Annotated in this window: 11 protein-coding genes and 2 tRNA genes; 2 read left to right on the forward strand and 11 right to left on the reverse strand. The window is 41.6% G+C overall.

What is annotated here, in order from left to right; translation table 11 throughout:
- Positions 1-53: 53 nt before the first annotated feature.
- The 7 genes from ACSX1H_RS11970 to ACSX1H_RS12000 form a co-directional block, all read right to left on the reverse strand.
- Positions 54-1,709: a hypothetical protein gene (locus ACSX1H_RS11970; RefSeq protein WP_439184223.1), complete on the reverse strand. Its 1,656-nt coding sequence runs from the start codon at positions 1,707-1,709 to the stop codon at positions 54-56.
- Between the two features lie 45 nt (positions 1,710-1,754).
- Entirely contained in the window at positions 1,755-2,525 is a 771-nt protein-coding gene (locus ACSX1H_RS11975) for a hypothetical protein (protein ID WP_439184224.1), read from the reverse strand.
- A 334-nt stretch (positions 2,526-2,859) separates the two neighbouring features.
- On the reverse strand, positions 2,860-4,218 hold the full coding sequence (locus tag ACSX1H_RS11980) for a sigma-54-dependent transcriptional regulator (protein ID WP_439184226.1): 1,359 nt from the start codon (positions 4,216-4,218) through the stop codon (positions 2,860-2,862).
- 92 nt (positions 4,219-4,310) lie between these two features.
- Entirely contained in the window at positions 4,311-5,777 is a 1,467-nt protein-coding gene (locus ACSX1H_RS11985; protein WP_439184227.1) for a sensor histidine kinase, read from the reverse strand.
- Positions 5,778-5,910: 133 nt separating this feature from the next.
- Positions 5,911-6,402, reverse strand: a complete 492-nt coding sequence (locus ACSX1H_RS11990; RefSeq protein ID WP_439184228.1) for a flavodoxin — start codon at positions 6,400-6,402, stop codon at positions 5,911-5,913.
- Positions 6,403-6,452: 50 nt separating this feature from the next.
- Positions 6,453-7,097 carry an O-methyltransferase gene (locus ACSX1H_RS11995; protein WP_439184231.1) on the reverse strand — a complete coding sequence of 215 codons (645 nt, stop codon included), beginning with the start codon at positions 7,095-7,097 and terminating at the stop codon, positions 6,453-6,455.
- Between the two features lie 2 nt (positions 7,098-7,099).
- Positions 7,100-8,323, reverse strand: coding sequence for a M16 family metallopeptidase (locus ACSX1H_RS12000; RefSeq protein ID WP_439184234.1), 1,224 nt, complete (start codon positions 8,321-8,323; stop codon positions 7,100-7,102).
- 177 nt (positions 8,324-8,500) lie between these two features.
- Between ACSX1H_RS12000 and ACSX1H_RS12005 the strand changes: the two genes are divergently transcribed.
- Positions 8,501-8,576: transfer RNA gene (locus tag ACSX1H_RS12005), tRNA-Phe, on the forward strand.
- A 108-nt stretch (positions 8,577-8,684) separates the two neighbouring features.
- Positions 8,685-8,757: transfer RNA gene (locus tag ACSX1H_RS12010), tRNA-Phe, on the forward strand.
- A gap of 455 nt (positions 8,758-9,212) precedes the next feature.
- Here ACSX1H_RS12010 and cobT read toward each other — a convergent pair.
- The 4 genes from cobT to ACSX1H_RS12030 are packed head-to-tail and all read right to left on the reverse strand — an operon-like array spanning position 9,213 to position 13,723.
- On the reverse strand, positions 9,213-10,280 hold the full coding sequence (cobT, locus tag ACSX1H_RS12015) for a nicotinate-nucleotide--dimethylbenzimidazole phosphoribosyltransferase (RefSeq protein WP_439184236.1): 1,068 nt from the start codon (positions 10,278-10,280) through the stop codon (positions 9,213-9,215).
- 2 nt (positions 10,281-10,282) lie between these two features.
- Positions 10,283-11,227, reverse strand: a complete 945-nt coding sequence (gene cbiB, locus ACSX1H_RS12020) for an adenosylcobinamide-phosphate synthase CbiB (RefSeq protein ID WP_439184238.1) — start codon at positions 11,225-11,227, stop codon at positions 10,283-10,285.
- Positions 11,227-12,267, reverse strand: a complete 1,041-nt coding sequence (locus ACSX1H_RS12025; RefSeq protein ID WP_439184239.1) for a pyridoxal phosphate-dependent aminotransferase — start codon at positions 12,265-12,267, stop codon at positions 11,227-11,229. Before ACSX1H_RS12025 ends, cbiB begins: the two co-directional genes overlap by 1 nt.
- The gene (locus ACSX1H_RS12030; RefSeq protein ID WP_439184240.1) at positions 12,245-13,723 is read right to left on the reverse strand and encodes a cobyric acid synthase; all 1,479 of its coding nucleotides are present in this window, start codon (positions 13,721-13,723) and stop codon (positions 12,245-12,247) included. Before ACSX1H_RS12030 ends, ACSX1H_RS12025 begins: the two co-directional genes overlap by 23 nt.
- Positions 13,724-13,788: the final 65 nt, after the last annotated feature.

Here is a 13,788-nt window from a genome sequence, read left to right on the forward strand (position 1 = left end):
ATCGAAGTAAAAAATCAAGGAGTCCTGAAAGGACTCCCTGATAACTTAAAATATTATGGCCAGTTCTGCTGAACTAATGCATTATTTCCTCCACCTGTCTGAGTAATCGTTCCAGTATTATTACTAGCTCCCTGCTGTAATACAGCTGTATTTAAAGGCGTGTAAAGACCATACTGGTTGATGGTACCAACATGACCAGTACCTGTTTGCTGGATGGTAGCAGTACCAACATCATGTCCTGATTGGTTGATGGTAGCATTTACATTATCAGCATTGAATTGGTCAACTAGTGCTTCATTAGCAGATCCTAATACATCCTGATTAATTGTAGCAACCGAATTTGTTGTCCCAACATTTTGGTAAACCATTGCAGAAGAAGTTCCATAATAATTATCCTGGTTGTTCTGATGAATGCTTGCAACATTGCCAGATTCTGCCTGATAAATCTCAGCTGTCGACCCAATGTTTACTCCATCCTGAAGAATTGTAGCTTGGTTATAAGAACCAGTTTGGTCAACCTTGGCAAAACTATTAGAAGGGAAGTCTACTTGACTAATAGTGGCAACGTTCATGTAAGAACCATCATGCTGATCTACCACTGCCTCATTATCAAATCCGCCCTGAGTAACAAATGCATCATTAAAGTTTCCACTCTGATCAACTGTTACAAGACCTGAAATACCTGTCTGCTCAATGAAAATCTCATTGTTTGGATTCTGCCATTCAGCCCCGTCATTTTCTTGAGTCGTGTAAGCTTCATTTTCATCACCTACCTGACGAATACTTACAAAATCATTATACATACCACTCTGCAATGCTGTAGCTGTATTATCATTTCCTTCCTGATAAACGATAGCCGTATTATTTGGAGCAACCTCATCGGTACCCCACTGCTCGGTTGTAGCTGAGTTATTGTTACCAATCTGGTCGATATCCGCTATGTGACGAGTTCCATCCTGCCATGCTTTCGCATAGTTACCTTCTCCGTCCTGATCGATTGTAACGATATTCTTGATTTCAGGATCTTTGACTGGGGTATTCTGGTCAACAATTGCATCATTACCAACACCAAGCTGGTTAACAGTCGCTTCATTCCACTGCTCTGTTTGATGAATATCAGCGTTGTTACCATCACCATTCTGGTAGACCACTGCACTATTTCCTCCAATTCCTTCCCATGGCTTATCTTGCATAACAGTTGCTGTATTGCCGGTTCCCATCTGGTCAACATCGGCCACTTGGTCGAGACCCGATTGAGTTACATTGGCAACATTACCTGCGCCCATCTGATCAACATTAGCCAACTGTGATTCTCCAGACTGAGTTACTGTGGCTTCATTTAATGCAACTCCTGTTCCATCTTGGTTAACATATGCCTGCTGGAAACTTCCAGACTGAGTTACTGTGGCCTTACTAAGATCCCCAGTTTGAGTAGTTGCAGCGTAGTTTTCATTGCCTGACTGTGTAGTGTATGCTTCGTTATTATTGCCTGTTACAGTCTGCATAGCAGTTTGCAAATCTCCACTTTGAGTAATCTCTGTTGTGTTGTTATCTCCAACAATGGTCTGCGTTGCAGTAGAGTTAGTACCAGTCTGTGTAACTGTTGCATTATTATTAGAACCTGTTTGATTAGTTGTCGATGTATTTGACTGAGCAAACGCGACAAGAGCGAGTACACTAAGGGCACTTGTTAAAATCAATTTTTTCATGATAATCTGTTTTAGGTAAATAAATGTTAGCGATTAATTTAATTCTTACTGTATTTGTCTAATTATTGCCTGATTGTTATTTCCTGATTGCCAAACTTTTGAATAATTACTATTCCCCTGCTGACTGACATCAATTCGGTTGGAAGTCCCATTTTGCCAAAGCTCCGTGGTATTAAAATCCCCCCTTTTCTGAACGACCTTGACCTCATTTAAACTCCCGTACTGCTCGATATCGGCATACTGCTGCTGACGCAACTGATCCACTTCGGCTGCATTATAGTCTCCATGTTGCATCAAGTACACTTCATTATTGATATGGCTGCCATCTCCATATTGATAGACATCCCCTTCATTACCTTCGCCGACTTGATTAATGAAAACCAAACTATTCCGGAGTCTCTGATTTATTTTCACTTTGTTAGCAACTCCATCCTGATAGACGTCAGCTGTATTACTTCCCTTATTATAGGCGTCACTTTGCTTTATACTTATCTCATTCCCTTCGCCTGTTTGGTAAGTATTGGCCGAATGACCAGTATTGGACTGCCTGATATCCAGCATATTCATATCTCCAAGCTGAATATGCTCTCCACGGTTGTTTGCTCCACTAATCTCTCCAACAACTTCATTGCCCACTCCTTGCTGATAAACTTGATGGATATGGGCTTTCCCGAGCTGATTTAAAACGGCTTGATTCTTTTCACCTTCCTGATACAAACTAGCTGTATTCTGTCCCTGAGCCATTAGTTGGCTATTAAACAAAAATCCTATAAGCAGGCAGATGATTACAAATGTGGGGTGTGTGTATCGTTTCATTGTGGCGATCCTTATTTTAGGTCATCAGCACCATTCAAAATCAGCACCAAACAACATTAATGTCTGACTATCTGTTAGTTATGTGCATCCGAATTACTTTGAGCCACAGCAAAACGACCATTTTCGGCCGGCTATGTATTGTACTAACGCAGGTAACAGTATGTTAACGACTGTTATATAGGCAATTACAAAACTTAAGTGGAGTTTAAAATAAAATGACCCTTATTGGACACCATTGGAATGCACTTGCAATACGTGAAGGATTAACCACAAGTTAGAAGTGTTGTAAAAACGAAAGTGAGCAAAACAAAAAAGCGACCAAAAACGGTCGCTTCTATTCAATGCCATGCTTTTTAAGCTTTCGGTTAAGGGCCTGCCTGGTTATATTCAGCTTCTCGGCCGTGTGGGTTTTATTATGACTACACACCTTCATCGCCTTAAGAATGGTTTGCTTCTCAACTGCTTCCAAACTATAATCAACCTCATGCCCTCTACTTCCATTACTGTACTCAGTGAAGTTAAGATGTCTGGGCTTAATGACATTTGAATCACACATCAGTATGGCCCTTTCAATGATATTCTTTAATTCGCGGATATTCCCAGGGTAATGATGATTAAGTAACAAATTCATTGCCCTTGAGTGCAGGCTAACACTGCCTTTATTATGCATTTCTGAAAAGAATCGAACAAAGTGATTAACCAAAACAGGAATATCTTCAAGCCGCTCCCTTAAAGGTGGAATATGAATATGAAATGAATTTAAACGGTGATACAAATCCAGCCTGAATTGACCATCTTCAATCATTTGCTTCAAATTCTTATTGGTAGCACAAACAATACGGGCATTCACCGCTATCATGTCGTGTGACCCAATACGATTCACTTTCCGCTCATCCAGCACTCTCAATAATTTCGATTGTAAGGACAGATTCATATCCCCGATTTCATCCAAAAACAAGGTACCTCCGTTTGCCCGCTCAAACCATCCTTCATGATTCGACAGGGCCCCGGTGAAAGCACCTTTCTGATAGCCAAAAAACTCACTTTCGAAAAGCGAATCGGGAATGGCGGTGCAGTTAACCGGATAAAATGGTGCGCCTCGCCGATCACTCATACTGTGTATCCCCCTGGCTATTAACTCCTTCCCGCTTCCACTCTCACCTGTAATCATAACAGATGTCATATCGGCCTGAGCGACTCTTTTCATTAGTGAATTAATCTCTTTAATGGGCTGACTTACGCCAATAAATTCAATCCCCCAATGGGCTTCAAACTTCTTTCGCGATTCCTCAAACTGTCGATCAACCACATAGTTCTTTATCCGAAATTGTTTATAACTCTCACACCGCTCAATTGAGTCTCTTAACTCTTTACTTCTAAAAGGTTTCTCAATAAAGTCTGTGATGCCCAGCTTCAATGAGGCGATAGCATTTTTAAGGCTGGCCTGCCCTGTAATGATAATGCCTTCAATCTCGGCATAGCGCTCCCTTAACTCATAAAAAATGGTTAGTCCATCTTTATCAAGCAAATTAATATCCAGTATAGCCAGCCGGGGCACACTATCTAACTTAACCTCTTTGAAAGAAGCCCAGGAATCAAAAGTGAACACCTCAACTTTATCAAGCACAATGCTGTCTTTGATTTCTTGTTGGAGCTCAACTTCATCTTCAAAAAGCAGAATCGTATACTTCATTGATACATTGTTTTAGTGCCTGTTGATACCGACATATATTAGAGAATTAGACTATTCTTAACATCTCCGAATCTACTTTCAATAAACCCTTGTTAATTTTCAACAACGGGAAATGAAAGTGTTGTTTTAAAATACCGTCCTTCCTCTGCTTCCAGAGCTATACTTCCATTCATTTTGCGCATTAGGTTATTAATGATGAACAAGCCCAGGCCGGTACCTCCAACATCTTTTTTGGTTGTGTAGAAGGGTTTAAAAACATTCTCAAGTTCTTTCTGACTCGCACCCAATCCATTATCAATAAACACAACCGTAACGCGCTCCTCGTTCTTTTTAATGGTTACTTCAAGTTTTGGCTTAAACTGCTTATCAACAGTTTGTTTTTGCCGCAAAGACTGAATACTATTCGTAATAATGTTTACAAAAACCTGCTCCAACTCATTAGCTGTTCCTTTTATCGTGACATCAGCAACTTGATTAACCACCAGAATCATCCCAGCAACGTAGCAATAACTAACATCCTCCAAAGCGCAGTTAAGCACTGTTTTTACATCTACCATTTCATCTCTGCTGTCGGGGATGCATGAGAACTGCTTCATCTCGTCAATGATACCTCTCATGCGCTGAATTTGCCGTTGAATTTGCTCGGTCTTACTTCGCAAATACTCTTCTGTCACTTCATTTCTTTGCCAGCTTTCGAGCATATTATCTATTTTCAGACTTAAGTGTGTAAGGGGCTGATTGAGCTCATGAAAAATACCAGAAGCTATCTCTCCAAGCGACTCTAACCTGTTTTTTTTCAGCAACTCCAGTTCATACGACCTATTCAGCTCAAACTCTTCCTGCACTTGTCTGCACAGCTCCTGATTTTGATCTTCCAGGTTTTGCTGCACCTCAATAAACTGAGTTAAATCTTTGATACTGGCCATATACAAAGTCTCATCAGAGCCATTTACAGGGATCAAATTGAGCAGAAATGTTTGGTTGTTTTCGGCACCTTTATAATGACATAGAACCGCTCTTGAGTTAGCGTCCGTCTTGATCATTTTTCGATAATCAAAGCGCTCGGGAGACAAGATATTCGTTTTTATAATATCCTGAATAAAAAGTGGTTTAACAAACACTTTATCTTCAATAAAGTAATCAATAAAGGGCCGATTCAGCTGATTGATCTCACCACTTTTTTTCACTACTGCAATGGGGTATGGCAGTTTATCAATAGGAATTAAGTTGTTTGATTCAACGTTTTCGTCCATCAAACCTTTCAACTCAATGGTACCATCCCCATTTTTAGAAAAGCAGCAGTTAACTTCCAACACCTCATTATCAAAGCAAACTTGCAGGCTGCAATGAAAACGTGTATCAAAATCGTTCGTAAACCGGTAGAAATCTTTCAGAACCTGGTCCGGTAAAAGTTCAGCAACACTCTTATTGCCTTGAAGTAGACCCTTCGTAATAAAATCTCCATGATAACGAATAATATTACCTTGACTATCCAGTAAATAACAAAATACTTCCCGAAGGGAGGTGGCGCCTTTATTTATCTGTTCATTAAGATACATAGATTTGTTTCATCTGATCATGGACAAATAAATGTATGATGAAATAATCAATTTTGCTTGAAAAATTGATTTATGGCGAATTTAATAAGACTATCGCGAGATTTTTTTAGACTAAACCCCTGTTAATGAAATACTAACTAAATCCCAACTGCTCTACCCATTTTTGGATTCTAACATCGGTAAGGTCGGGCTCATTATCCTCATCGAGGGCCAGTCCAACCAATTCATCACCAATCAAAGCTTCAGACTCCGAAAAATCATAGCCATCTGCCGATGTTTGACCAATGATCTTCCAGCCTTTCTCATTAAGCAGGTGGTAGAGCTTACCCATCCCGTTGCAGAAGGTATCGGGATAGGTATGCTGGTCTCCCAGACCAAAAAGCGCAAAGGTAGTCTCCGACATATCTATCGACAGCAATAAATCAACAAACAACTCAAAATCATCCTGTAAATTCCCAAGCCCCCAGGTTGACGTTCCTAAAATTATTTTATCGTACTTACGTATATCGGCTACTGTAAGGTTATTAACAGGTAAGCAGTCAGCCCCTGGCAGTAGCTGATGTATTTTTTCTGCTACAAATTGAGTGTTGCCTAAAGATGAGCCATAAAAAATTGCTGTACGCATAAATGATGGTTTTGAGTTCTGCATTTAAACACAAATCAGAAAGAAAGGTTCTACTTTTTTCGAATAATAGAAATACCGTCTCTAAAAGGCAGAATAACTTTCTCTACCCGTTCGTCTTCCTGAACCATTTTATTAAAAGCCAATATCTCCTTTGTATAAGTATCATTCGGGTCCAAAGGCTGCGCCACTTTGCCATCCCACAGGACATTATCGGCCAGAATGTAGCCGCCCGGATTTAATTGATTCATCACCAATTGATAGTACTCCCGGTATTGACGCTTATCGCCGTCCATAAACACTAAATCGTAGGTTTTATTGAGGGTTGGAATAATATCAATCGCACTGCCAATATGCAGGTTGATTACATCACTAAGCCCTGCCTTCTCAATAAATGAGCTGATAAATTCCTCCTGCTCATCATTAATTTCAATTGTGTCGATTGTTGCACCTTTTTTGCGCAGGCCAAGCGCCATGCTAATTGCCGAATAGCCAGTAAAAGTACCAATCTCCAGAATGTTTTGCGGATTAATCATCAGGCAAAACATCTTAAGGATTTGTCCCTGCAAATGGCCGCTCAACATACGCGGTTGCAACATTTTGATATGCGTTTGGCGATTCAGATCGCTTAAAATTTCATTTTCACCATCAATATGGTTCAGTACATACTGTTCTAAATCAATAGATATATTGGTCATGCTTACTTGTAAATTAAATAGGATAAACGATTGGGGTTCAGAATATCGTTAGCCACTTCCTGCAGTTCTGCCGCTTTTATCGAATCAATTTTGTTGTAGATAACATCCAAATCATCAATCTGATCGTATAGTAAAAAGCTTTTACCCATTGATAACATGAGGTTTTCCCGGTTATCAGACGATATTGTGATCTGGCCTTTCAACTGCCGGGCAGCCTTATGCAATTGCAGCGTTCCCAATGATTTATCGCGCAACAACTTGAGCTCACGATCGATAATACCAAAGGAACGCATCAAGTTCTCCTCATCGGTGCCAAAATAAATATTAAACACTCCGGTACCATAATAAGGCGCATAACTCGACTCCACATTGTATGCGATTCCGTTTTTTTCCCTTAGCGCCATATTCAGGCGCGAATTCATACCTGGTCCGCCCAACAAATTGTTCAAAAGGTGGAGATGCAGCCGCCTGTCGTGTTTAAAATCATAAGCCACATTACCAATCATTACGTGACACTGGTGAGTATCACGTTCGATTGTCTGCGACTCAGGAATGTACTGTCCCACAACCGGCCGATCAAAAGTGCGGATGCTCTCTTCAACATCGCTAAAATACTTCTCGGCCCACTTCACCACTTTTTTAAATGACACGTTGCCTACCGAACAAAACACCATCTGATCGGTATTGTAGTTCGCCTTCATGAACTGGCGTATCATGGGCACGTCAAAAGTTTTCAGTTTCTGCTCTGTTCCCAGTATATTGCGTCCCATTGGGTCGCCTTTAAAGAGCATTTCTTCAAACTCATCGAAAATAAACTCAGCCGGACTATCCTTATAAGAGTTTATTTCATCAACAATAACCTCCTTTTCCTTTGCCAGTTCTTTTGGCGGAAAGGTAGAATTAAAGGTAATGTCATGAATCAATTCGATAGCTCGTTCATAATCCTGCTTCAGAAAAGACGCATAGATACAGGTTTCTTCCTTTGTGGTATAGGCATTCAATTCTCCACCCACATCATCGAGGCGACTCAGAACATGATACGCCCGTCGCTTCTTGGTTCCCTTAAAAATTACATGCTCAATAAAATGAGCCATCCCATGCTCACTATCTTTCTCATCGCGCGAGCCGGCATTAATAATGAGGCCACAATACCCTACAGGTGACTTATCCTGACGGTGAATAACGCGAATCCCATTTTGCAAAGTATATATTTGATGTTCCATCATTTTTTTTTGAGGGTGCAAAAATACTAAACATCAGGCAAATTCACACGATCGACAAAGAAAAGCAACACTAAAAATTGAAAAATGTTTTTGTGATATAAAATCTTTGCCTATATTTGCAACCGCAATTCGGAAGAGATGCAACGAAAAGTCCCGATACGCGGGGGTTTGACAAAGATTGGTGCCATAGCTCAGTTGGTAGAGCAACGGACTGAAAATCCGTGTGTCCCTGGTTCGATTCCAGGTGGCACCACCAGTCGTAAGGCTGATTTTAGGGTTTGTTAATAGCCTGTGGGGACAGGTTATTAATATAAAAGGGTAAAGGGTTATTGTTTATGTTATTTTTACGTTGTAAAAATAACTCGGTGCCATAGCTCAGTTGGTAGAGCAACGGACTGAAAATCCGTGTGTCCCTGGTTCGATTCCAGGTGGCACCACTCAAAAAGGGAAAGGTGAAAATCTTTCCCTTTTTTTGTATCCCATTCTCATTTTTAAAGTACTAATTCTTTAAGCCGAAAGAAGAATGAACGAATGCACAATGAAATAAAAAGTGTATTGCCAGTATCTGTGACATACCAACAATCGATTAAACTCAAAGTAAAGTCATATTAAACTCATACTAAACTCAAATTAAATTCGATTTTTAACAAGTTTAATATGACTGAAATATGTAACTATTCTGACTTAATATTGAGTTTGTATCATTTCTGCTATTAGGATGGTGCGCCCATGCTCTTAAGAAGATTGGCTATTAGACAACCTGAGTATCCTTTGAGGAATGCCAGAAAACGTTAACGCCTGGACCCAGATTTTATATCCGATCCGCTAAACCATCTACAAAAAAGGCCGATTTGATACCAAATCAGCCTCTCTACTGCCTTCAATCCTTTTTCTAATCTATTCTAATACCGTCGTTGGCCGTGTTGTATATAGCCGCCTCATCAAAAGACGTCATTTTATTTAGCATGGCAACCGAGCCTTTAATAACAGAATAGGCTACGGCCGAACCGGTTCCTTCTCCCAGGCGAAAACCCAAATCCAAAATAGGCTCCCCTTTCAAGTAGTCAACCATGTGCTTATGTCCCTGCTCTTGCGATTGATGCGAGAAAAAAGCATACTCAACCACCAAGGGCTCAATGGCGTGTGCAGCCAACAACGCCGAGGTGGTTATAAAGCCATCGGTAATAATAACCATCCTCCGAGCAGCTGCCTCAAGCATTCCCCCCGCGATAGTGGCGATTTCCAAGCCTCCAAATCGAGCTAGGTTTTCAATTGGGTCTTCTGAGATACCGTGTTTATCAATGGCCGCTCTTATTACGCGTGTTTTATTCTGAACCCCATCAGGTGTTAAGCCCGAACCCGGGCCAACGGCATTCTCCAGATCTAACCCTGTTAAAACGGATAACAACGCAGAGGCAGGCGAAGTATTTCCAATACCCATTTCTCCAAACCCCAACACATTCGTCCCTTCTTTGGCCAATTGAGCAACAATTTTCCGACCATTATTCAATGCATGCAAACACTCATCAGAGGTCATCGCCTGCTCTTTTAGAAAGTTGCGCGTTCCTTTCCTCACTTTGGCATCAATAAGTTTAGGATGAGGCTTAAAATCATAATCAACACCCGCATCCACTACCCGAAGATCAAAACCAAACTCCTGCGAAAACAAGCCGATTCCTCCGCCTCCGTCGAGAAAATTAAGACACTGCTGCCAGGTTATTTCAACAGGACAAGGGCTAACTCCTTCTTCACAAATATGATGGTCAGCAGCCACTGTTAGCATCACGGGTTTGCTCAATGCCGGAGACAAGGTCCCCTGAATCATTCCAATCTGTCGGGCCATTCGCTCCATTTGACCCAAGGAGCCAATTGGCTTTGCTTTCTGATCGATTTTGTATTGAAGTGCCTCACCCATTTCATGATGAATGGGCTGTATATTCAAATTATCCAGCTTTATCATAGTTATATTATTAAGTACCTGATTACAATCCCCAATAAAACACTGCAAAGACAAACCAAATGATTCACCCTTGCAGCAATATATACATCTTGCTGAGTTAACAGGCGGTCGTTTTCTCCTATAAACGGCTTATCAACTAACTGACCATGGTACACGTTGGGCCCACCAAAGCGCACATTAAGAATACCTGCTAAGGCCGCTTCCGGATAGCCTGCATTGGGGCTACTGTGCTTGCTTCCAAATTTCACAATAAAGCGCAAGGCCCGGATAGAAAAAACAACCATTGCCATTAGAAATGCTGTTATGCGGGCTGGCACATAGTTTGCCACATCGTCGATATAAGCGGCTACCCGACCATATAGTAAGTAGCGCTCGGATTTATACCCAATCATCGAATCCAAGGTGTTGATCATTTTATAAGCCATCATACCCGGAATACCCAATAAGGCATACCAAAATAGGGGAGCTACCACGCCATCACTCAGGTTTTCGGCCATGGTTTCGAGAGCAGCCTTTTTAATTTCCTGTTCGGTTAATTGAGAAGTATCTCTCCCCACGATTCGACTAACTTGCTTGCGTCCCGCAGCAACACCTCCAAACTCAAGCGCTTTAAAAACATCTATGCACTCTGTTATTAGGGTACGATTTGCCAGGCCATAAAAGAAAAAGATGGCAGTTAGTAGTGCATACAACCAAAGACTTGCCTGGAGTGACCACATCATTAAAAAATGAAACAACAGGAAGACCGTTACTATTAAAGATATACTGGAGAGCATCCCCTTCACTAACCGACTCTTACCTCGATTCATTCGTTTCTCAGTAAAAGAAATTGACTTCCCAAAATACACTATCGGATGTGGCAGTTTAACCGGATCACCCACTAACAAATCAAAAATATAGCCCACCAACACCGCTATTCCCGATAGCAAACCAACATTCTCCATCATTAAAAAATTGATTTAAAAGCTTGCACGAGCTGCGTATTTTTTTCGCGAGAGAGTGTGGCCAGGCGGATATGGTAATCACTCAATGTTCTGAAATTACTGGCATCGCGCACCAGAAGCCCATATTTTTCGATTAGCAACAGCTTTAATTCAGCTGCCAGCATTGGCGTTTTTACTAAAAAAAAGCCGGTAGCCGAAGAGCCGACCTCCAGCCCTGCAATGCCACTAAGCTCGGTTCTAAACTCTTTTGACAAACTCAGGTAGGTTAACAAGGCCATCTCATCAATTAAAGGCTTACTCAGGGCAAACGCTCCTGCTTTAAGCGCCAGGCTGTTCACCGACCATGGTGGTCGACAGGCACGAAGCTGAGAAATGAGGCTTTGATGACCAAGTACATACCCCAACCTTAGGCCAGGCACGCAGAAATTTTTAGTCATCGACTTTAGCACCAGCAAATTCTTATACTTACCAATCATTGGAATCATCGAAACATCTTCGATACAGAAATCTGCATAGGCTTCATCGATTACAAAAGTGGTTTGTGGATTATTTTTCACCAGGCCCTGCAACAGTTCTTTTCCAAAGATCTCTCCGCTAGGATTATTGGGGTTGCAAATCCAGAATAACCCTTGAGGTGTATTCATTCCTTCAGACAAAAAGCCAGCACCACAAAAACTAACTTGGTGCCCATAAACCTGACAAGCATGCTCGTACTCTGAGAAAGTGGGCGAAATTATCCGGCTATGGGATTTGGTGTGCGACTGAGCTATGTAAAAAATGGCATCGGCCGTACCATTGCATACTAACACCTGATCACTGGCAACATGATGATGATCGGCCAGAGCTGCGGTTAAAGACTCGCTTTGAAGTTCAGGATAATTAGCTATACAACCGAGCTCCTCTTTCAAATAATCGAGCAAGGCCGGGTCCGGCCCCTGATACCAGGTGTTGGTACTAAAATCTGCAAAAATATCATGATGAAATCGATAAGCATCGTTTCCATGGGCAAATTGCCCTGCTTTATTGAGCTGCAATACCGGCATTTTTATATATAGCTTTTATATTAAGGTGTTGACGCAGGTGATTCGCCAGGCGATCATATTCCTGTTCTTTAAATTCATGATATGAAAATGCGTTTCCAGCAGCAGAAGTAAAACTGGCCACAAGGCTGTCAATAACTACCTGATTATCGAGTATGCCGTGCATATAAGTCCCCCAACATTTATCATCCAGATAAATACCATCAGAATGGCCATCTTGAGTTTTAACCAGGGGCACAACCGCATTTCTGGCAGTGCTTTGCCCCATATGAATTTCATATCCCAGGCAAGGCAGCTTCTCATCTAAAAAAGTAAACTGCTGTTGAACGGTTTTCTTCTCGGCTGTAATCACGGTTTCCATCGGCAATAAGCCAATACCTTCAATGGAGGAAGTGTGGCCTTCTATATTCTCAGGATCCTTAATCTGTTCACCCATCATCTGGTAGCCACCACAAATGCCGATAATTGCTTTTCCATCATTACGCATTTGTCTCAACAGCTTGGGAATGCCTTTTTCTTTTATAAACTGTAAATCTTTGATGGTACTTTTCGAACCCGGCAAAATTACAATGTCCGCCTTTTCAATTTGCCCCGGATCGGATGAATAGTAGACATGCACGCGCTCATCAAACTGCAGGGCATTAAAATCGGTGAAGTTGGACATCTGTGGCAACCTCACTACTGCCACATTAACTTTTCCTTCAAGGGCTGTTTTATTGCGCGTTTCGAGCACTACGGAGTCTTCATCCTCTATGTAAATATCTTTCAGGTAAGGAACCACGCCAACAACCGGAATTCCTGTCAATTCTTCAATAATTTGCCGCCCTTCATCGAATAAACGCACATCGCCGCGAAACTTATTGATAATAATCCCTTTAATCAGCTTGCGTTCTGCTTCATCCAAAAGCATTACCGAACCATACACACTACCAAACACGCCACCTCGCTCTATATCGGCCACCAAATACACATCGGCACCGGTTCGCAAGGCCATACGCATGTTAACAATATCCCGTTTTTTAAGATTAAGCTCCGAAATTGAGCCAGCTCCTTCCATTACAACAGGCGTATAACGACTTGCCAGGCGCTCAAAAGCGGCGTAGGCCTCATCAAAAAGCCGGGCATTATCCTCTTTGCGAAAATATTCGTAAGCCGAGCGGTTACCTATCGGTTTCCCATTTAGTATCACCTGCGACATCATTTCACCACTGGGCTTTAGCAACACCGGGTTCATATCCACATGGCAGGGAATTCCACAAGCCTCGGCCTGAACAGCCTGGGCGCGACCTATTTCGAACCCTTCGTGAGTAGCATAGCTGTTTAATGACATATTTTGAGCCTTAAAAGGCGCCGGTGCGTAACCATCCTGTTTTAAAATACGACAAAAGCCAGCATTTAAGATACTTTTGCCTGCATCGGAACAGGTACCAACAAACATTATCGGCTTCAGCTGTTTCATAAGAGAGGGGTAAAAATTTGGCCAAAGATAGCAATTAATGAAAAGGAGGACTGCTATTGGTTCAG

Source organism: Carboxylicivirga taeanensis, from assembly GCF_051851475.1.
Classification (GTDB): Bacteria; Bacteroidota; Bacteroidia; order Bacteroidales; family Marinilabiliaceae; genus Carboxylicivirga; species Carboxylicivirga taeanensis.

Coding starts and splice junctions, on each gene's coding strand:
- ACSX1H_RS11975 (WP_439184224.1), bottom strand. CDS start 2,525: ATGAAACGATACACACACCCCACATTTGTAATCATCTGCCTGCTTATA.
- cobT (WP_439184236.1), bottom strand. CDS start 10,280: ATGATAAAGCTGGATAATTTGAATATACAGCCCATTCATCATGAAATG.
- ACSX1H_RS11985 (WP_439184227.1), bottom strand. CDS start 5,777: ATGTATCTTAATGAACAGATAAATAAAGGCGCCACCTCCCTTCGGGAA.
- ACSX1H_RS11990 (WP_439184228.1), bottom strand. CDS start 6,402: ATGCGTACAGCAATTTTTTATGGCTCATCTTTAGGCAACACTCAATTT.
- ACSX1H_RS11970 (WP_439184223.1), bottom strand. CDS start 1,709: ATGAAAAAATTGATTTTAACAAGTGCCCTTAGTGTACTCGCTCTTGTC.
- ACSX1H_RS12025 (WP_439184239.1), bottom strand. CDS start 12,267: ATGCCGGTATTGCAGCTCAATAAAGCAGGGCAATTTGCCCATGGAAAC.
- ACSX1H_RS12000 (WP_439184234.1), bottom strand. CDS start 8,323: ATGATGGAACATCAAATATATACTTTGCAAAATGGGATTCGCGTTATT.
- ACSX1H_RS11980 (WP_439184226.1), bottom strand. CDS start 4,218: ATGAAGTATACGATTCTGCTTTTTGAAGATGAAGTTGAGCTCCAACAA.
- cbiB (WP_439184238.1), bottom strand. CDS start 11,227: ATGATGGAGAATGTTGGTTTGCTATCGGGAATAGCGGTGTTGGTGGGC.
- ACSX1H_RS11995 (WP_439184231.1), bottom strand. CDS start 7,097: ATGACCAATATATCTATTGATTTAGAACAGTATGTACTGAACCATATT.
- ACSX1H_RS12030 (WP_439184240.1), bottom strand. CDS start 13,723: ATGAAACAGCTGAAGCCGATAATGTTTGTTGGTACCTGTTCCGATGCA.